The sequence below is a fragment of the Roseateles flavus genome, from assembly GCF_039872765.1.
In the GTDB taxonomy this organism is placed as follows: Bacteria; Pseudomonadota; Gammaproteobacteria; order Burkholderiales; family Burkholderiaceae_C; genus Roseateles_B; species Roseateles_B flavus.
Genome location: NZ_JBDPZC010000010.1, coordinates 65,072 through 83,530, shown reverse-complemented (window position 1 = coordinate 83,530; position 18,459 = coordinate 65,072). Strand labels below are relative to the sequence as shown.

Annotated in this window: 15 protein-coding genes; 4 read left to right on the top strand and 11 right to left on the bottom strand. The window is 68.2% G+C overall.

What is annotated here, in order from left to right; translation table 11 throughout:
- Positions 1-59: 59 nt before the first annotated feature.
- The 3 genes from ABDJ40_RS19265 (at position 60) to ABDJ40_RS19255 (ending at position 1,844) form a co-directional block, all read left to right on the top strand.
- Positions 60-905 (top strand): HAD family hydrolase, encoded by an 846-nt coding sequence (locus tag ABDJ40_RS19265; protein ID WP_347612041.1) that lies wholly within the window; start codon positions 60-62, stop codon positions 903-905.
- 68 nt (positions 906-973) lie between these two features.
- Complete coding sequence (locus ABDJ40_RS19260) at positions 974-1,363, top strand: BPSL0067 family protein (protein ID WP_347612040.1); 390 nt, start codon at positions 974-976, stop codon at positions 1,361-1,363.
- 7 nt (positions 1,364-1,370) lie between these two features.
- Positions 1,371-1,844, top strand: a complete 474-nt coding sequence (locus tag ABDJ40_RS19255) for an STY0301 family protein (protein ID WP_347612039.1) — start codon at positions 1,371-1,373, stop codon at positions 1,842-1,844.
- 16 nt (positions 1,845-1,860) lie between these two features.
- Here the strand turns inward: ABDJ40_RS19255 and ABDJ40_RS19250 are convergent, their stop codons facing one another.
- The 8 genes from ABDJ40_RS19250 to ABDJ40_RS19215 form a co-directional block, all read right to left on the bottom strand.
- On the bottom strand, positions 1,861-2,880 hold the full coding sequence (locus ABDJ40_RS19250) for a 2-dehydropantoate 2-reductase (protein WP_347612037.1): 1,020 nt from the start codon (positions 2,878-2,880) through the stop codon (positions 1,861-1,863).
- Positions 2,877-4,388 (bottom strand): tripartite tricarboxylate transporter permease, encoded by a 1,512-nt coding sequence (locus ABDJ40_RS19245; RefSeq protein ID WP_347612036.1) that lies wholly within the window; start codon positions 4,386-4,388, stop codon positions 2,877-2,879. Before ABDJ40_RS19245 ends, ABDJ40_RS19250 begins: the two co-directional genes overlap by 4 nt.
- A gap of 10 nt (positions 4,389-4,398) precedes the next feature.
- Positions 4,399-4,917: a tripartite tricarboxylate transporter TctB family protein gene (locus ABDJ40_RS19240; RefSeq protein WP_347612034.1), complete on the bottom strand. Its 519-nt coding sequence runs from the start codon at positions 4,915-4,917 to the stop codon at positions 4,399-4,401.
- A gap of 42 nt (positions 4,918-4,959) precedes the next feature.
- Positions 4,960-5,955 carry a Bug family tripartite tricarboxylate transporter substrate binding protein gene (locus tag ABDJ40_RS19235; protein ID WP_347612033.1) on the bottom strand — a complete coding sequence of 332 codons (996 nt, stop codon included), beginning with the start codon at positions 5,953-5,955 and terminating at the stop codon, positions 4,960-4,962.
- 45 nt (positions 5,956-6,000) lie between these two features.
- Positions 6,001-7,518 (bottom strand): acyl--CoA ligase, encoded by a 1,518-nt coding sequence (locus ABDJ40_RS19230; RefSeq protein WP_347612030.1) that lies wholly within the window; start codon positions 7,516-7,518, stop codon positions 6,001-6,003.
- A 125-nt stretch (positions 7,519-7,643) separates the two neighbouring features.
- Positions 7,644-8,486 (bottom strand): phosphate/phosphite/phosphonate ABC transporter substrate-binding protein, encoded by an 843-nt coding sequence (locus ABDJ40_RS19225; RefSeq protein WP_347612028.1) that lies wholly within the window; start codon positions 8,484-8,486, stop codon positions 7,644-7,646.
- Positions 8,487-8,778: 292 nt separating this feature from the next.
- On the bottom strand, positions 8,779-10,782 hold the full coding sequence (locus tag ABDJ40_RS19220) for a M3 family metallopeptidase (RefSeq protein ID WP_347612027.1): 2,004 nt from the start codon (positions 10,780-10,782) through the stop codon (positions 8,779-8,781).
- 158 nt (positions 10,783-10,940) lie between these two features.
- Positions 10,941-12,872, bottom strand: coding sequence for a propionate--CoA ligase (locus tag ABDJ40_RS19215; RefSeq protein WP_347612026.1), 1,932 nt, complete (start codon positions 12,870-12,872; stop codon positions 10,941-10,943).
- A 304-nt stretch (positions 12,873-13,176) separates the two neighbouring features.
- On the opposite strand from ABDJ40_RS19215, the gene ABDJ40_RS19210 reads away from it, so the two are divergent.
- Positions 13,177-13,989 (top strand): C40 family peptidase, encoded by an 813-nt coding sequence (locus tag ABDJ40_RS19210; protein WP_430765661.1) that lies wholly within the window; start codon positions 13,177-13,179, stop codon positions 13,987-13,989.
- Between the two features lie 123 nt (positions 13,990-14,112).
- Here ABDJ40_RS19210 and ABDJ40_RS19205 read toward each other — a convergent pair whose 3' ends face one another.
- The 3 genes from ABDJ40_RS19205 to ABDJ40_RS19195 form a co-directional block, all read right to left on the bottom strand.
- Positions 14,113-16,098 (bottom strand): S9 family peptidase, encoded by a 1,986-nt coding sequence (locus ABDJ40_RS19205; protein WP_347612024.1) that lies wholly within the window; start codon positions 16,096-16,098, stop codon positions 14,113-14,115.
- A gap of 197 nt (positions 16,099-16,295) precedes the next feature.
- Positions 16,296-17,459: a BMP family ABC transporter substrate-binding protein gene (locus ABDJ40_RS19200; RefSeq protein ID WP_347612022.1), complete on the bottom strand. Its 1,164-nt coding sequence runs from the start codon at positions 17,457-17,459 to the stop codon at positions 16,296-16,298.
- Between the two features lie 69 nt (positions 17,460-17,528).
- Complete coding sequence (locus ABDJ40_RS19195; RefSeq protein WP_430765660.1) at positions 17,529-18,455, bottom strand: ABC transporter permease; 927 nt, start codon at positions 18,453-18,455, stop codon at positions 17,529-17,531.
- Positions 18,456-18,459 lie beyond the last annotated feature (4 nt).

Genomic DNA, 18,459 nt, shown 5'->3' with positions numbered 1-18,459 from the left:
CCAGGCTTGCCTGACGCTTTCCCTGCGGCGCTGCGGCGCCGCTTTTCATTTGAGCTGCGATGACGCTTTACGTATCCGACCTCGACGGCACCCTGCTCAACCGCCAGGGCCTGCTGTCCGACACCACCCGCACCGGGCTCACCGAGCTGCTGGGCTCGGGCCTGGTCTTCACCGTGGCCAGCGCGCGCCATGTGGTGTCCATCCGCCAGCTGCTGGCCGGGCTGCCGCTGAGCCTGCCGGTGATCTCGTCCAACGGCGCCTTCATCAGCGACCTGGCCACGGGCCGGCATGAGCTGGTGCATGGCATGGACGGCGCCCTGAGCGAGGCGCTCTTCGCCCTGGTGCGCCGCCATGGGCAGATGCCCTTCCTCTCGGTCCACGCGCCCGAGGGCGACCGGCTTTGCTGGCAGGGCGTGGAGAACGAGGGCCAGCGGCATTTCGTCGACGAGCGGGTGCTCAACGGGGATCCCCGCCTGCGCCAGTGCACGGACCTCGCCCGCGAGCTGGGGGGCGGTCCGCTGATGACGCTGGTGGTGGTGGGCCCGCACGGCCCGCTGCAGGTGCTTTACGAGGACATCCAGGCCCAGTTCGGCGAGGCGGTGCAGTGCCACCTCAACGAGGACCTCTACCGCCCCGACTGGCCCTGGCTCACCGTGCATGACCGCCGCGCCACCAAGGACCAGGCCATCCACATCCTCGCCCAGCGTTACGGTCTGAGTGATCGCGAGGTGGTGGTCTTCGGCGACCAGGTCAACGACATCACCATGCTGCGCGCCGCCCACCGGGGCGTGGCCATGGCCAATGCCATCGACGAGGTCAAGGCGGAGGCACAGACGGTGATCGGGCACCACGACGAGGACGCCGTGCTGGCCTTCCTCCGGCAGGAGTGGGCCGCCCGGCGCTGACACAGCCGTTTACACGGCAAGCGCCGATCCGGGCGAGCATGTCGGGTTGCAAGCAACTGACCGAGTCCATGTCCTACCTTCTCCAGATCGCCGAATCACAGTCCTTCGGTCCGGCCAAGTTCGTGAACAAGGCCGGCCACACCGAATGCGTGGAGTATGTGCGTCAGGCCACCGGCGCCCCGTCGACGCCGGAATGGCGCCAGGGCGTGCAGGTGGTCGGTGCGCGGCCTGGCAGCATCCGCCGCGGCACGGCCATCGCGACCTTCGACGAGCACGGCCACTACCCCCGCGACGGCCGGGGCCGCCATGCCGCCATCTTCCTGGAGGAGAACGCCCTGGGCATCGTGGTGCTGGACCAGTGGAACAGCCAGGGCGAGGTCAAGCGCCGCACCATCTACCTGAAGCGGCCGGACTACCCGCGCGTCGACTGCGCCCGCCAGTACTTCGTCATCGAGTGAGGCAGATTTGCGACCAATTGCTACGCCACTGAGGGCCGCCGCGCTGGCGCTGTGCCTGGCCTCGGCCGCCTGGGCGGGCCCATCCGAGCCGGCACCGGCGCTGGCCTGCCCGGCCAGCCTCGAGGTCCGGGAACAGCCGGGCAGCGCGCCCGCCTCGCCCTGGCTGGCCTTGACCGACCCCGGCCTGCCGGTCCATGCGCTCAGCGGGGTGTCGATGCTGCAGGGGCCGCCCGAACAGGGCGCGCGGCTGGTGCCCGACTTCGAACGCAAGGCCGGCCGGCTGCGGCACTACGGCTGGACCTTCAAGCCCGTGCCCACCTCCGCGGCCACCGACGAGGCCCTCTGGCTGGCCTGCTCCTACCACCACACCGCACTGATCCTGGTGCGGCCCGTGCCTGCGGGCATGAAGCGCTGCGAGGTGCAGGAACGCCTGCTGCCGACGGGCCGCAGCCTCGGAATCGAGGGTCTGCGCTGCGAGTGAGGCCGGGGGCCCGTCCTCAGGCCAGCGACTGCAGGCTCAGCCGAGCCTGCTCGCGGCCAAGTGTCGCGCCCAGCAGGCGCGTCAGCGCATAGACCGCATCGAGGTTGGGGCTCGGCGTTCCGGTGATGCGGGCCAGTTCCACCACCGCGCCCAGCAGCGCCTCCAGCTCCAGCGCGCGCCCGGCCTCGACATCCTGCAGCATGGAAGTCTTGTGAGCGCCCACGGCCTCGGCGCCGGCAATGCGCTTGTCCAGCGAGATCTTGAACTGCACGCCCAGCTGCTCGCCCACGGTCTGCGCCTCGGTCATCATGCGAGCCGCCAGCTCGCGGGTGAGCGGGAAGCGGCAGATGTCCTCCAGCGTCGCATGCGTCAGCGCGGAGATGGGATTGAAGCTCAGGTTGCCCCACAGCTTGACCCACAGCTCGGAGCGGATGTCCCGGCTCACCGGAGCCTTGAAACCGGCCTGCATCAGCACCTGGGACAGGGCTTCGACGCGCTCGCTGCGCGTGCCGTCCAGCTCGCCCAGCGAGAAGCGGTTGCCCTCGATGAGACGGACCCTGCCCGGCGCCTCCAGCTGCGCCGCCGGGTAGACGATGCTGCCGATCACCTGGGCGGCCGGCAGTGTGCGCGCGATGGCGCCGCCCGGGTCCACGGACTCCAGCACCCGCCCCTCGTGCGGCCCCGCCAGGCCCTGGAAGTACCACCACGGCAGGCCGTTGATCATGCTGACGACGAGCGTCTGCGGCCCGATCAAGGCCGGCAGCTCCGCCAGCAGCTCATGCAGCTGGTGCGCCTTGACCGTCAGCAGCACCACGTCCTGCACGCCGGCCTCGGCCATGCGCTGCACGGCACGCAGGCTCTCGCCCGCCGGCGCCTGCAGGGCGCTGCCGTCTTCCTCGACGAGGGTGAAGCCCTCGCTGTTGATGGCCGCCAGGTTGCGATTGCGGGCGATGAAGGTGACTGCGTTTCCGGCCAGGGCCAGGCGCGTACCCAGAAGGCCGCCGATGGCACCGGCGCCGACGATTGCGAACTTCATGCACTCACCGCAAATTCATTGCGCGCCGCGCGGCGCTTGAGCAGCCCCCAAAGGGGCCAGACCAGCATCATCAGGGCCAGGGCCGTCAAGCTGCCGACCAGGGCATTGGACCAGAAGATGCCCAGGCTGCCCTGCGAGAGCAGCATGGACTGCCGGAAGTTGGACTCGGCCTTGTCGCCCAGCACCAGGGCCAGCACCAGGGGCGCCAACGGGATGCGCAGCTTCTTGAACACATAGCCCATCACGCCGAAGACCAGCATCATGTAGACATCGAACATGGCGCCATGCACGGTGTAGGCGCCGATGACGCAGGTCACCACGATCACCGGCGCAATGATGGCGAAGGGGATGCGCAGGATGGCGGCCCAGAAGGGCACCGTCGTCAGCACCACCAACAGGCCCACGACATTGCTGAGGTACATGGAGGCGATCAGGCCCCAGACGAAGTCCTTGTTCTCGGCGAAGAGCATGGGACCGGGCTGCAGGCCCCAGATCACCAGCCCGCCCAGCAGCACCGCCGCCGTGGGAGAGCCGGGAATGCCCAGGGTCAGCATGGGCAGCAGGGCCGAGGTGCCGGCGGCATGGGCCGCGGTCTCGGGCGCCACCACACCGGCCAGCTCACCCTTGCCGAAGCGCTCGGGGTGGCGCGAGAGCCGCTGCGCGACGCCGTAGCTCATGAAGGAGGCCGGCGTCGCGCCGCCCGGCGTGATGCCCATCCAGCAACCGATGGCCCCCGAGCGCAGGAAGAGCTTCCAGTGCTTCCGCAGCTCCCACCAGGTCTGGAACACCACCCTGGGACTGATGCGCGCCGACTGCCCCTTGAAGGCCAGCCCTTCCTCCATGGTCAGCAGGATCTCGCCGATGCCGAAGAGGCCGATCACCGCGATCAGGAAGTCGAAACCCTTGAGCAGCTCGGCAAAGCCGAAGGTCATGCGAAGCTGCCCGGTCATGTCATCCATGCCGATGGTGGCCAGGGCAAAGCCCATGAGCATGGAGATCAGGGTCTTGACCGGCGCCTCGCGGCTCATGCCGACGAAGCTGCAGAAGGTCAGCAGCTGCACGGCGAAGAGCTCGGCCGGGCCGAAGCTCACGGCAAAGCGCGCCAGCACGGGGGCCAGGAAGCTGATGAGCAGCGTGGCAAAGAGCGCCCCCACGAACGACGAGGTGAAGGCCGCCGTCAGCGCCTGCGCCGCCTCGCCCCGCTGGGCCATGGGGTAGCCGTCGAAGGTCGTGGCCACGGACCAGGGCTCGCCCGGGATGTTGAAGAGGATGGAGGTGATGGCCCCGCCGAACAGCGCCCCCCAGTAGATGCACGACAGCATGATGATGGCCGTCGTGGGGTTCATGCTGAAGGTCAGCGGCAGCAGGATGGCCACGCCGTTGGCGCCACCCAGGCCGGGCAGCACGCCGATCAGCACGCCCAGCAGCAGGCCCACGAGCATGTAGCCGAGGTTGGGCAGGGTGGCTGCGACGGAGAAGCCGTGCAGCAGGCTGTTGAAGTCGTCCATCGCGCGTTCCTCAGAAGCCGAGCCAGTGTTCCAGCGGCCCCTTGGGCAGCGGCTGGACAAACCATCGCTCGAAGAGCAGGAAGGCCAGCAGGGCGACGCCCATCGACACCGGCACGACCCGGCCCCAGCCATAGCCACCCTGGCGCCGCATGAACCAGGCGATCAGCAGGGCCGAGGGGACATAGACGCCCAGCCAGGGGATCACGGCCGCATAGGCCACGGTCGGCAGGAAGACGGCCGCCACGTCCCGCAGGGGCCCGCTCTCAACGAAGCGCTGGGTCGTCGTCGACCAGCGCCGCAGCTGCTGCAGCAGCAGCCAGGTGCTGCACAGGGCCAGGCCCAGGCCGATGCGGAACGGGAAGTAGCCGGACTGCGGGCCATCGTCGGCCCAGCCCGTGCCCAGGCGCAGGCTGTCACGGATCAGCAGCAGGGCAAAGGCCAGGATCAGGCCCGCCGTGATCAACTCCACCCAGCGCTGGGACCATCCCCGCCCCGGCGCCGGAGCCTCCGGCCGGTCTTGTGCGTCCATGTCGTCTCCCCTTGCATCAGCGGGCGCGACGGCCCGTCGGCGTCACTGGGCCAGGAAGCCCGCGTCCTTCATGAGGGTGCGGTGCAGCTGCTCGTTGCGGGCCAGCCAGTCGAAGTAGGCCTCGCCCTGCAGCGCCTCCTGCCGGAAGGCGCCCTTGGCCATGAAGTCCTTCCATTCGGGCAGCTGGCGCAGCTTGTCCAGCATCCCGGCGTAGAAGGCCTTCTGCTCGGGCGTCACGCCTGGCGCCATGAAGATGCCACGCAACATCACGTAGGACACCGGGATGCCCTGCGAGGCGCAGGTGGGCAGGTCCTGCCAGCTCTGCTTGGCGGTCACCTTCTCGGTGTAAGGCATGGGCTTGTCGTCGAAGACGCACAGGGGGCGCAGCTTGCCCGCGCGCCAGTGGGACTCGGCCTCGATGGGGTTGTTGACCGTGGCGTCCACATGCTTGCCCACCAGCTGCACGGCCACGTCGCCGCCGCCCTTGAAGGGCACATAGATGATCTTCTTGCCGGCGGCCTTCTCCAGCATCACGGTGATGATCTGGTCCTCCTGCTTGGACCCGGTGCCGCCCATCTTGAAGGTGCCCGAGGGCTGGCTCTTGACGGCCTTGAAGTAGTCGCCGGCTGTCTTGTAGGGCGAGTCCTCGTTGACCCACAGCACGAACTGGTCGAGGGCCATCATGGACACGGGGGTCAGGTCTCGCCAGTTGAAGGGCACGCCGGTGGCCAGGGGCGTGGTGTAGAGATTGGACAGGGTGATGACCAGCTTGTGCGGATTACCCTTGTCGCCCTTGACGTCGAGGAAGCCTTCCGCGCCGGCGCCGCCGGACTTGTTCACCACCACGATGGGCTGGGGCGAGAGCTGGTGCTTGGCCACCATGCCCTGGATGAAGCGAGCCATCTGGTCAGCGCCCCCACCGGTGCCGGCCGGAACGACGAACTCGACGGGCTTGCTCGGCTGCCAGGCAGCTGCCAGGGCATGTCCGCTGAAGGCCAGCGCCAGGGCGCCGAGGGCGTGAATCGTGTGCTTGTGCATGACGTGGAACCCTTCCTCTGCTTGAACTTGTTCTGCAGTCCTGGCTCAGGCCAGGCCCAGCTTCTGCGCCAGACCGATGCGCTGCAGCTTGCCGGTCGCACCCTTGGGAATCTCGGCCATGAAGAGGATCCTGGCCGGCACCTTGAAGTCCGCCAGGCGCTGGCCGACGAACTGCTGCAGCTCACGCTCGGTCGCGCTGGCGCCTTCGCGCAGCACCACCACGGCGCCCACCTCCTCGCCCAGCTTGGGATGCGGCAGGCCGAAGCACACGACCTGGGCCACGGCGGCGTGGTCCATCAGCACCTCGTCGACCTCGCGCGGGCTGATCTTCTCGCCGCCGCGATTGATGATCTCCTTGAGGCGACCGGTGATGGAGACATAGCCCTCGGCATCCATCTGACCCTGGTCCCCGGTGCGGAACCAGCCCTCGCGGAAGGCCTCGGCATTGGCCGCAGGATTGCTCTCGTAGCCCTGGGTCACATTGGGGCCGCGGATGACGATCTCGCCCGTCTCGCCGGCGGCCAGCAGCGCACCGTCGGGTCCCATGATGGCCACCTCGGGGCCGGCGGCCAGGCCTACGGTACCGGGCTTGCGCACGCTCGGCGGCAGCGGGTTGCTGGCCATCTGGTGCGTGGCCTCGGTCATGCCGTAGGCCTCGATCAGGGGCGCGCCGAAGACCTGCTCCAGCTCGCTGATGACCTGCGGCGGCATCGAGGAGGACGAGGAGCGCATGAAGCGCAGCGGATGGCGCCGGATCACGTCGGCGTTCTTGCCCGCGCGGGTCAGGATGGCCTGGTGCATGGTGGGCACGGCCGTGTACCAGGTGGGGGCGGCCTCGTCCATCCAGGCGAAGAACTTCAGCGCATTGAAGCCGGGCGTGCAGAAGACCTGCGAGCCCGCGCTCAGCGGCGCCAGCACCCCGGCGATCAGGCCATGGATGTGGAACAGGGGCATGATGTTGAGCCCCCGGTCCGCCGCCGTGAACTGCAGGGTGCGGCGGATGTTGGCGGCAGACGCGCAGAGGTTGCGCTGCGACAGCGGCACGATCTTGGGCCGCGAGGTGGTGCCCGAGGTGTGCAGCACCATGGAGACGTCATCCGGACGGGCCATGCCACCCTCGCTGCTGGCCGCGCTGCCGCTGAAGTCGCCCGTCAGGCGGAAGTCGCCCGCGGCTTGCAGCGGCTGCAGCCGGATGATGGGCACGCCCAGGGCCTGCGCCACCGCGACGGCCGGGGAGTCGCTGCCCTCCTCCACGATCAGCGCGCGGGCCTGCAGGTCACGCAGGTAGAAGTCGAACTCCTCGGCGCGGTAGGCGGGGTTCAGCGGTGCGCTGGCCACGCCGCAGGCACAGGCCAGGAAGCAGGCCGCCATCTCCGGCCCGTTGGGCAGCACGATGGCCACCCGGTCGTTGCGCCCCATGCCCCAGCCATTGAGCTGCTGCACGCTGCGCTCGATCAGCGCACGCAGGGCGCCATGGCTCAGCGCGGGACGCCCCGGCGCACGCAGCGCCACGGCCTCGGCAGGAAGCGACTGCAGTTGCAGCCAGAGAGAGTCTTGTGACATGGCATTCACCTTCTCGACAGCTCAGGAGACTTCAGCGCAGTGCGGCGCACGGCCGGGCAGCGGCGGCAGTGCAGCATACGTGCTGCCGATGCGCGCCGGGCCGGCCGCGCGCCTGCCACTGGCGTTCAGCGCACGTCCAGCCATTCGCCCAGCTTCATCATCTCGGCCTGCTCGAAGCGGGCGAATCCCTTCCACTTGGTGGGCTCCAGCTTCTTGCGGCCCTCCTCGCTGGCATCCAGGCCGGTGAGGTAGCTCTGCACCTTCTCGAACTGCTCGGCGCTGAGGCTGGGGCTGGCGATGACGTGCTTGATGGGCACCGGCCGGGTGTAGCCCAGGATCTTGCCGCCCTTGGCCTGCCAGGCCTTGAGCACCGCGCCGGAGGCCGTCACGCCCGCATGGGTGAGGTAGTTCTCGACGAAGAAGGGCACCGCGTCCTGGTAGCGGGTGTAGGTGATGCGCACCTGCGGGGCGCTCATCTTCAGGTCGCGCAGCGTGGCGCGCAGCATCACCGAGGTGATGGAGTCCTCGTCCGGCGCGCCCAGGTGCTGGCCGCGCAGGTCGGTGAGCTGGGTCCAGGGGGCATCGGCCCGCACCATGAAGCCCGCCTTGTAGTCGGTGAAGCCCTTGGTCACGGCCACCAGCCGGTAGCCCGAGTTCCGCATGGCCTGGATGGAGATGTGGGCCGGGTGCACGAGGGCCAGCTCCCAGCGCTTCTCTGCCAGGCCCTGGCGCAGGCTTTTGTAGTCGCTGATGGGCTCGATGGTGACCGGCTGCTGCAGCAGCTTGGAGAGGTCTGCGGCCATGCCCGCATAACGCGCCGCGATCTCGGCATTGCTCACCCGGTAGGTGACCCCTTCGTTGATGGCAAAGCTCAAGGCCTGCGCAGCAGTGCCTCCCGCCAGCAGGGCTGTCACGCCCAGGACCACGCCCGCTTGCTTCACCCACAGCCTGAACCATTCCATACGCATGCTCACTTCCGTCCTGCATCCCGACACGCCGGGTCATCGCAAGGCGCCCGGACTGTTGTGCGCCTTCCCCGACAGAACCTCCCCCGGGAGAAGACGCGCGCATTGTGGCCATCTCGCCCGGCCCCACAGTCCAGCAAAACCCTCAGTTGAGGCGCAACCTGAAACATCTGACAGGGGTGACGCGGGCAGCGCACAAAACACATTCGCACACACAAAGCGACAGACACGGCGGCCGCCAATGAAAACGGCCCGCCAGGGCGGGCCGTCAGCAGCGCGAGAACGCCGGGGGCGATCAGTGCTTCAGGTAGTCGAAGAAGGCCGCGTTGCTGGGGTTGCGCCCCAGGAAGTCGCGCACCAGCTCCGGTGCCGGCTTCTGGCCGCCCTGGGCCAGGATGCGCTCGCGGTAGCGGCGGCCGATCTCGGCATCCAGCTTGTTGGCCTCGAAGGGGCTGCGCAGATCCATGGCCAGCACCAGGCTCCAGAGATAACCGTAATAGCCCGCGCCATAGCCGCCGGCGATGTGGGAGAAGCCGGCCACGAACTTGCTGCCCGGCACATGGCCCATGGGCGTGGCGCCCTCCATCTTCGCCCACAGGGCCTGGGGGTCCTGCGGGTCCTTGCCGTGCAGGGCCAGGTCATAGCTGGCATAGAGATGCTGGCGACCGTACTGCGTGCCCTTGCCGAAGTGCTTGGCAGCCACGACCTTGTCCACCAGCGCCTCGGGCATGGGCTTGCAGTCGGCGCAGACCTCGCGCATCAGCGGCAGCACCTGCTTGTTGACCACCCAGTCCTCCAGCATCTGCGAGGGCGCCTCAACGAAGTCGTGCATCACCGCCGTACCCGCCTGCTGCAGGTAGAAGGTGTTGCTGAGGTTGTTGTGCACGGCATGGCCCAGCTCGTGCAGCAGAGTCTCCATCTCGTCGACGGTCAGGCCCTTGCGATTGAAGTTGACCACCAGCGCCGCGGCGGGCAGGCGCCCGATGCGCGTCGCGCTGCCGCGCAGGGGCCAGACGGCCGCGTGGTTGTACTTGCCTTCGCGGGGGAAGAGGTCCACGTAGAGATTGGCCAGGGGCTTGCCGGTGGCGGCGTCGCTCACGGCAAAGGCCTGGACCTCGGGGTGCCACAGCTCGGCAGGCACCGGGGTGTACTTCACGCCCATCAGGCGCTCGATGATGCGCATGGCGAAGCGCAGGCTCTCCTGGGCAGGGAAGTATTCGCGCAGCGCTTCCTGGTCCACCTGGAAGCGGGCCTGGCGCAGGCGCTCGGCATAGAAGCTGGCGTCCCAGCGCTCGACACGGGCCTGGGCCAGCGGCAGGCCCAGGTGCTGGGCCTTGGCCGCCTGCAGCTCGGCGACATCGGCGCGCTCACGCTCTGTCACCGTAGCCTGGACCTCGTCCAGGAACTTCCAGGCCGCCTGCGCATTGCCGGCCATGCGCCGGCGCAGGTTGAAATCCACGTAGTTGTCATAGCCGAACAGGCCCGCGTACTCGCGGCGCAGCTGGGCGATCTCGGCCAGCAGGCGCAGATTGGGCTCACCGCCCTCGTTGACCTTGGCCTCCCACATGCGGCGGCGGGTCTCGGGATTCTCAGCCGACTGCAGCACCGGCCCATAGCTGGGATAGTCCACGCCCAGTAGGATGCGCCCCTGCGCGTCGCGGCGGGCGTTCTTCCACACGCCTTCAGGCACGCCCTGCAGCTCCGCCTCGGTGTAGGCGATCTGGAGGCTGGCGTCGCGGATGTTCTTGTTGAACTGCTGGTCCAGCTCGCCCAGCTTGTCGATGATGGCCTTGGCGCGCTGGCGCTTGGGCGCGGGCAGGGACACGCCGCTATCCTCGAAGGCCCCCAGGGCCACGCGCTGCAGCTCGCGGTCGCGCGGCTGGGGCGTGGGAGCGCGCTTGAGCGCCTTGTAGAGCTGCTCGTTCTGGGCGACGGTGGAGTTGAACTGTGTCCAGCGCATGGAGCAGGCCTGGGCGGCGTCGCGGCCGGCCTTGTCCGGGTGCACGTACTGCACGAAGTCGACGGCGCTCTGGCCGTCCTCCACCGTGGCGGCATAGTCGTCGAAGGCCGCCATCCAGCCCAGGTCCACCTTGCGGCGCTCCAGCTGGGCCAGGGCCTTCTTGGCCGAAGCCAGGCCGCTGTCGCAGGCCTGGCGGATCTGGGCCACCGTCTTCAGCGTGGGGAACAGCGGAGCGGGCAGCGTGGCAGCGGCCTCGGCCTGTGCGAAGCCCGCGATGCCGGTCAGGCCGGCCAGAAGGAGCGCGCCGACGAGGCGGCGCGGAGTCTGCATCGATGTCATGGTGTGGCTGCGCGACGGCGCGGTCCGCGCCACCGCCTCTGCTGGGAATGGTGCGCGGATTGTGCCCGCGGCCCTGCCCTCGCCCGGAAGTCAGCGCACCGGGACAAACACCGAGACCGGCACCGCGCGGCGCCCCTCAGTCGGCCCTCAGTCGCCCCTCAGCCTCCCACCAGGCTGCGGATCTGCTGCAGGGCCGTCGGGTCCTCGATGGTGGTCAGGTCACCCGGGTCGCGCTGCTCGCACACGGCCTGGATGGCGCGGCGCAGCAGCTTGCCCGAGCGCGTCTTGGGCAGCACGCTCACGAAGCGCACGCGGGCCGGCCGGGCCACGGCGCCCAGTTGCTCGTCCACGCGCTTCATGATTTCGGCTTCCTGCTGGCGGGCGCCCTCCTCCGTGGCCGCACGGCTGGCATCCTTCAGCACGGCGAAGGCCATGGCCACCTGGCCCTTGAGCGCGTCGGCCACGCCCACCACGGCCACCTCGGCCACATTGGGGTGGCTGGCGATGCTCTCCTCGATCTCGCGCGTGCCCAGGCGGTGGCCGGCGACGTTGATCACGTCGTCGGTACGGCCCAGGATGTAGTAGTAGCCGTCCTCGTCGCGGATGCCCCAGTCGAAGGTCGAGTAGACCAGCTTGTCGGGGATGCTGGACCAGTAGGTGTTGACGAAGCGCGCGTCGTCGCCCCAGACCGTCTGCAGGCAGCCCGGCGGCAGCGGGCCCTCGATGGCCACCACGCCCTTCTGGTTCGCCCCCGTGAGTTCCTCGCCGGTGCTCTCGTTGAGGAGCTTCACCTTGTAGCCGTACATGGCCACGCCGGGTGAGCCGAACTTGCTGGGCTTCTTCTCGACGCCATTGGCGATCGAGAGGATGGGCCAGCCGGTCTCGGTCTGCCAGTAGTTGTCGATGATGGGGCGCCCCAGGCTCTGGGCAATCCAGGTGGCGGTGGGCTCGTCCAGGGGCTCGCCGGCCAGGAACAGGGCGCGCAGGCTGCTCAGGTCGTACTTGGCCAGGTAGGCCGGGTCCTGCTTCTTGAGCACGCGCACGGCCGTGGGCGCGCTGAACATCACCGTCACCTTGAAGCGCTCGACCAGCTGCCACCAGATGCCGGCGTCCGGCACGGTCGGCAGGCCCTCGTACATCAGCGTGGCCATGCCGGCGATCAGCGGGCCGTAGATGATGTAGCTGTGGCCCACCACCCAGCCGATGTCGCTGGTGGAGAAGTAGGTCTCGCCCGCGTTGCCGCAGTAGATGTGCTTCATGCTGGCCGCCAGGGCCACCGCGTAGCCGCCCACGTCGCGCTGGACGCCCTTGGGCTTGCCGGTGGTACCACTGGTGTAGAGCGTGTAGCTGACGGCATTGGACTCCAGCCAGGCGCAGGGCACCTGGGCGTCCTTGTGCTGCTCGCGCTGGGCGGCGTAGTCCAGGTCGCGCCCGGCCACGCGTTCGAAGGCGGCCAGGCCGCGGTCCACCATCAGCACGGCCTGCGGCTTGTGCTTCGCAAGCTGGATGGCTTCATCCAGCAGGTGCTTGTAGGGCACGACCTTGCCGGAGCGGCTGCCCGCGTCGGCGCTCACGATGAGCTTGGGCGACGCATCGTCGATGCGGCTGGCCAGGGACACGCTGGCGAAGCCGCCGAACACCACGGAGTGGATGGCGCCGATGCGCGCGCAGGCCAGCATCGCAAAGGCGGCCTCGGGAATCATGGGCATGTAGATCAGCACCCGGTCGCCCTGTCCCACGCCCTGGGCCTGGAGGATGGCCGCCATGCGCTCGACCTCTCGCTGCAGTTCGCGGAAGCTGTAGATGCGCTCTTCCTTGACCTCGGTGGAGACCCAGATCAGCGCGTTCTGATCACCCCGGTCGCGGGCGTGGCGGTCCACGGCGTTGTGGCAGAGGTTGGTGGTGCCGCCCACAAACCATTTCGCGAAGGGCGGCCGGCCGTAGTCGCAAGCCTGCTGGAAGGGCGTCTGCCACTCGATCAGGGCCGCCTGCTCGCGCCAGAACGCCTCCGGCTGCTCGACCGAGCGCTGGTAGAAGCTGGCGTAATCGCCCGGGACCTGGGGACTTGCGCTGCCGGGAATGCTGCTCATGGCTGACCTCTGCACTTCCATAATTACGAATTACGGCGCATTTCACGACGGGGCTCTGACGGCAGGCTGACCCTGCCGAGTCACGCCGGCGACAATTGCCGAGGATCAAGACAGGCGTTGCTGGTGTGCGCTTGGACACATGTGGCGACTCCCCCCTATGGTCCAATAGCGGTTGTTCCCCAAATTGAAACGCGGGGCAATTCGGGTGCCGAACAAGGCCCGGAATTACCCGCGGTTTGCCCCTGCCTTGCTTGACACTGCCAAGACCCGCTTCTTAAGCTGCGCGGCCGAGATCAAGTTCCCGATGCTGCCAGCCCGACGCCTTTCCCACCGCCAAAGCCCCCTGCGCCCCCTGCGCTCCGCGGTGGCCTGCGCCGCGCTGGCGCTGGGCCTCAGCGCCACCGGCGCACTGGCGCAGCAGCAGCCGGCCCAGGGCACTGCCCCGCTGGCGCCGCCGCCGGGCACCATGATGGGAGCCTATGGCCAGAGCCAGCAGGTGGCTGCCCAGCCAGGCAATGCCTCGGCGAGCAAGTCCCTCCCGACACCCGCCGACCTGGCCGCCGCCGCGGCCGCAGGCGCCGGCACCAACGGCAATGACGCCATCACCCGTTTCCTCCAGGACACCGGGCTGATGAAGAACGCCAGCGAGAACAAGCTGCTGAACCAGGTGCGCGACACGGCCTCAGACCTCGTCATGTCGGCCATGAACTTCCTGGGTGTGCCCTACAAGCGGGGCGGCAAGTCCCTGGAGAGCGGCTTCGACTGCAGCGGCTTCACCCGCCACATCTTCGAGATGTCCGTCGGGCTGGTCCTGCCCCACCGGGCGGACGAGCAGGCGCGCCTCTCCAGCCTCATTCCGATCAAGCAGGAAGAGCTGAAGCCGGGTGATCTGGTCTTCTTCAACACGATGAAGCGCACCTTCTCCCACGTGGGCATCTACGTGGGGGACGGCAAGTTCATCCACAGCCCCCGCGTGGGCAGCGCGGTGCGCGTGGAAGACCTGCGCGAGGCCTACTGGGCCAAGCGCTTCACCGGCGCGCGCCGGGCTGACCTCAGCGCAGCGCAGGCCAATGCCGACGCTCGCAATGTGCAGGGCCAGGCATCGCTGATTCGCTGAACGCCGCCACAGGACTGCATGGAAAAGAGGCCCCGCGGGGCCTCTTGTGCTTCTTGCCTGCGGCTTGAGCACTGCCCGGGACGGCTGACAGCCCGTCCCGGTGTGCCCTCTTGGGCAGCCCTCTTACTTGGCCGGCGCGGTGTTGGCCGTCTTGAGGTGCTTGTCGAGGAACTGCAGCATGCGGCCGCTGGCCTCGATGTTGTTCTTCTTCTTCGAGAAGCCATGGCCCTCGTCGTCGAAGACCACGTACTCGACCGGCACGCCGTTCTTCTTGACGGCCTCGACGATCTCGTCGCTCTCGGGCTTGATCACGCGCGGGTCATTGGCCCCCTGGATCACCATCAGCGGCTTGCGGATCTCCTTGGCATGGAACAGCGGCGAGGTGGCGATGAGGAAGTCCTTGTCCTTCACCGGATCCCCCACCTCCTGGTACAGCGCCTGGCGGAAGCTCTCCCAGTACGGCGGGATGGATTCCAGCGTGCGCAGCCAGTTGGAGACGCCGAAGATGTCGATGCCCACCTTGAAGGCCTCGGGGCGGAAGGCCAGGGCGGCCAGGGTCATGTAGCCACCGTAGGAGCCGCCGATGATGCCGATGCGCTCGGGGTCGATCACGCCGGTGCTGGCCAGGTAGGTCTTGGCCTCCACGCAGTCCCACAGCGGCTCGCGGCCATGCTTGCCGTCGTCGGCCGTGAAGAAGGTCTTGCCATAGCCCGAGCTGCCGCGGTTGTTGATGCCCAGGACCGCATAGCCGTGGTTGGCGAAGTACTGCATCAGGGCCGAGTAGCCGCGCATGGTCTGGCCGCCCGGGCCGCCATGCACCCAGACCAGGGCCGGCACCTTGTTGGTGGGCGAGGCTTCCTTGGGCTGGTAGTAGACCGAGGGGATGCTCATGCCGTCGAAGGACTTGAAGCGCACGATCTTGGCGTCCACCAGGTCATCGGGGTTGACTTCCTTGGACATGCTCTGCGTCAGCTGCTTGACCTGCTTGCTGGCGAAGTCATAGACGAAGAGATTGCTGGGCGAGCGGTCGCCGTTCACGTAGAAGGCCATCTTGCCGCTGCTGCCCGAGAAACGGACGCCGCGGATCTCGCCACCCGGCAGCTTGGGCAGGGCGACCTCGCGCTCCACGCCGTCCTTGCCCGTCTCGCGCAGCTTGAGCGCAATGCTGGCGTCGGCGTTGATGCCGGTGACGCGGTAGCGGCCGTCGTCGGAGAAGTCGGTGTAGACCACGTCCCAGTCGGCCTTCTCCAGCTCGCTCATCTTGCCGCTGGCCAGGTCGTAGCTCATCAGCCGGGTGAACTCCGCGCCCTCGTTGCTGGTGATCAGCAGGCGCTTGGAGGCCGGGTCAAAGCCGACCGGGCTGTTGTCGGCCACGCCCTGGTGAGGCGTCACGTGCTTGGTGGTCTTGGCCTGGGTGTCGTAGAGGTAGACGTCCTTGTCGGCCGTGGTGTTGGTCTTGCCGAAGGCGATCCAGCGGCCGTCGTCGCTGACCTGGGCCACGTTCATGCCGGTCTCGTTCTTGTAGATCAGCTCGCGGGCGTAGGTCTTGGTGTCGTAGCGGTAGACATCGAAGAAGCGCGCATCGCGCTCATTGGTGGCCACGTGGAAGCTGTTCTTGTCACCGGACCAGCCCATGAAGAGGGCCTTGAGCTTCTCGCCGGGGGTCAGGTCTTTCTCGCTGCCGTCCAGCTCGCGCACATAGAGGTGATTCAGCTCGTTGCCGCCCTGGTCGCGCGTGAAGAGCACGCGGTCGTCCTTGGGGAAGTAGCCGACGGCGTAGTGGCCGTCCTTGGTGGAGCTGGTCAGCGCCACCGGCTCGCCGCCCGTCACCGGGATGCTGTAGACGTTGAAGATGCCGGTCTTGTTGCTGTGGAAGAGGATGCGCTTTTCGTCGGCGCTGAAGGAGGCGCCGCCGATATTGGTCGTCGCCATGAACTGCTCGATGGTGTAGCGCTTGGGCGCGACGGGGGCGCTGCTCTGCTTGGCGGTGGTCGCAGCCTGGGCCGGCAGGCTCATGAGCAGGCCGCCGGTGCTGGCCAGGGCCAGGCACAGGGCCAGGCGATTCAGGGCGGCGCGGGGTGCCGCGGACTTCTGCTGTTCGTTCTTCAAGTGAGGCTCCTCGTTGGCTTGGCTGGGCAATGACCCAGCACCGCGCCAATGTAGTGAGACCCTGCGCCCTTGCCAATCCCTGGCGGATGACCTGCATCCCCGGCTGACGAACTGCAGACCGGGCCACACGGGCGGCGGTCGCCCATGAAAAAAGCCACCGGCCTCGCGGCGGGTGGCTTCATGCGGCAGACAATGGCTTACTTGCCGGTGGGCACCTTGCCCTCGACGCCCTTCACGTAGAAGTTGATGCCCGAGAGGAACTTGTCGTCGGCGACCTCGTCCTTCTTCAGCACGTCCTTGCCATCCTGGCCGACGATGGGGCCCTTCCAGATCACAAAGCTGCCGTCCTTCAGACCGGCCTTGACCTTGTCGATCTGTGCGCGGGTGTCGGCCGGCACGGCCTCGGCCAGGGAGACCAGGTCGATCGCACCTTCCTTGACACCCCACCAGCTGTGCGTACCCGGGCCGGCCGTCCACTTGCCGTCCAGCGCGTCACGCACGGCCTTGATGTAGTACGGGCCCCAGTTGATCACGGCCGAGGCCAGGTGGGCCTTGGGACCGTAGGCGGTCATGTCGGAGTCCCAGCCGAAGGCGTACTTGCCGTTCTTCTCAGCGGTCTGCAGCACGGCGCTGGAGTCGGTGTTCTGCATCAGCACGTCGGCGCCGCCGTCGATCAGGGACTGGGCGGCTTCGGTCTCCTTGGGCGGATTGAACCATTCGTTGACCCAGACCACGCGCACCTTGACCTTGGGGTTCACGCTCTGCGCGCCCAGGGTGAAGCTGTTGATGTTGCGGATCACCTCGGGGATGGGGATGGAGCCCACCACACCCAGCGTGCCGCTCTTGCTCATCTTGCCCGCCACCACGCCGGCCATGTAGGCGCCTTCGTAGGTGCGGGAGTCGTAGGTGCGCATGTTCGCAGCCTGCTTGTAGCCGGTGGCATGCTCGAACTTGACGTCCGGCGTGTCGGAGGCGACCTTGAGCATGGGCTCCATGTAGCCGAAGGTGGTGCCGAAGATCAGCTTGTTGCCCTGCCCCACCATGTCGCGGAACACGCGCTCGGCGTCGGCCGCCTCGGGGACCTTCTCGACGAAGCTGGTCTGGACCTTGTCACCGAATTCCTTCTCGACGGCCTTGCGGGCGTTGTCGTGGGCGAAGGTCCAGCCGCCGTCCCCCACCGGGCCAACATAGGCGAAGGCGATCTTCAGCGGCTCGGGCTTGGCCGCCGGGGCGGACGCTGCCGAAGCGGCGGCCGGGGCGGCGGCTTCTTCCTTCTTGCCGCAACCGACCAGCAGGGCCGCAGCGGCCAGGCTGGACCAGCCGGCCCACTTGATCAGATCACGCTTGCCAATGTGACGCATGGGTGCTCCTTGGAAATCCCGTGAGGGGAATGACGGGGTGAAGACTGCAGAAAATTCCAGCCGGCGATCTTAGCCGCCCGGATGGAAAGGCTTGCCCAGCGAAGCCGGCATATTGGCGCGGATGAAGCCGCTGTTGCGCGAGATCAGCACCAGCACCACGATGGTCGCCAGGTAGGGCAGCATGGACAGCAGCTGGCTGGGCACCTCCACCCCCTGCCCCTGCAGATGGAACTGCAGCATGGTGACGCCCCCGAAGAGATAGGCACCCAGCAGCACGCGGGCCGGACGCCAGGTGGCGAAGGTGGTCAGGGCCAGGGCGATCCAGCCCTTGCCGGCGATCATGCCCTCCACCCACAGCGGCGTGTAGGCCACCGAAACGTAGGCCCCGGCCAGGCCGCACAGCGCGCCGCCGGTCAGCACGGCCAGCAGGCGGATGCGGCGCACCGGGTAGCCCAGGGCATGGGCCGACTCGGGCGACTCCCCCACGGCCCGCAGCACCAGGCCGGCCCGCGAGCGGTAGAGGAACCAGGCCAGGCCCGCCGCCAGCGCCATCGCACCGTACACGAGGGGATGCTGCTTGAACAGCGCCGTGCCCACGAAGGGCAGATCGCTCAGGCCGGGGATGGCGAAGCTGGGTCGCGCCGAGAGCTTCTCCTGCACATAGCCCTGCCCCACGAAGGCCGAGAAGCCGGTGCCGAAGAGGCTCAGCGCGAGGCCGGCCGCGTACTGGTTGGTGTTGAGCCACAGGGCCAGCAGCGCGAAGACGCCCGCCAGCGCCGCGCCCGCGGTCATGCCGGCGAGGAAGGCCAGCGTGTCGCTGCCGGTGTGCACGCCGGTCGCGAAACCGGCGATGGCGGCCACCAGCATCATGCCCTCGGCCCCGAGGTTGACGACGCCGGCGCGTTCGTTGATCAAGAGGCCCAGAGCCGCCAGGGCCAGCAGCGTGCCGGCATTGAGCGTGGCGGCGACGAGTGCGGCGAGTGCGTTCAGATCCATGGTG

Bases quoted from the DNA above. Each gene is read 5' to 3' on its own strand.
- ABDJ40_RS19265 (WP_347612041.1), top strand. From the start codon at position 60: ATGACGCTTTACGTATCCGACCTCGACGGCACCCTGCTCAACCGCCAG.
- ABDJ40_RS19260 (WP_347612040.1), top strand. From the start codon at position 974: ATGTCCTACCTTCTCCAGATCGCCGAATCACAGTCCTTCGGTCCGGCC.
- ABDJ40_RS19250 (WP_347612037.1), bottom strand. From the start codon at position 2,880: ATGAAGTTCGCAATCGTCGGCGCCGGTGCCATCGGCGGCCTTCTGGGT.
- ABDJ40_RS19245 (WP_347612036.1), bottom strand. From the start codon at position 4,388: ATGGACGACTTCAACAGCCTGCTGCACGGCTTCTCCGTCGCAGCCACC.
- ABDJ40_RS19240 (WP_347612034.1), bottom strand. From the start codon at position 4,917: ATGGACGCACAAGACCGGCCGGAGGCTCCGGCGCCGGGGCGGGGATGG.
- ABDJ40_RS19235 (WP_347612033.1), bottom strand. From the start codon at position 5,955: ATGCACAAGCACACGATTCACGCCCTCGGCGCCCTGGCGCTGGCCTTC.
- ABDJ40_RS19230 (WP_347612030.1), bottom strand. From the start codon at position 7,518: ATGTCACAAGACTCTCTCTGGCTGCAACTGCAGTCGCTTCCTGCCGAG.
- ABDJ40_RS19225 (WP_347612028.1), bottom strand. From the start codon at position 8,486: ATGCGTATGGAATGGTTCAGGCTGTGGGTGAAGCAAGCGGGCGTGGTC.
- ABDJ40_RS19220 (WP_347612027.1), bottom strand. From the start codon at position 10,782: ATGACATCGATGCAGACTCCGCGCCGCCTCGTCGGCGCGCTCCTTCTG.
- ABDJ40_RS19215 (WP_347612026.1), bottom strand. From the start codon at position 12,872: ATGAGCAGCATTCCCGGCAGCGCAAGTCCCCAGGTCCCGGGCGATTAC.
- ABDJ40_RS19210 (WP_430765661.1), top strand. From the start codon at position 13,177: ATGCTGCCAGCCCGACGCCTTTCCCACCGCCAAAGCCCCCTGCGCCCC.
- ABDJ40_RS19200 (WP_347612022.1), bottom strand. From the start codon at position 17,459: ATGCGTCACATTGGCAAGCGTGATCTGATCAAGTGGGCCGGCTGGTCC.
- ABDJ40_RS19195 (WP_430765660.1), bottom strand. From the start codon at position 18,455: ATGGATCTGAACGCACTCGCCGCACTCGTCGCCGCCACGCTCAATGCC.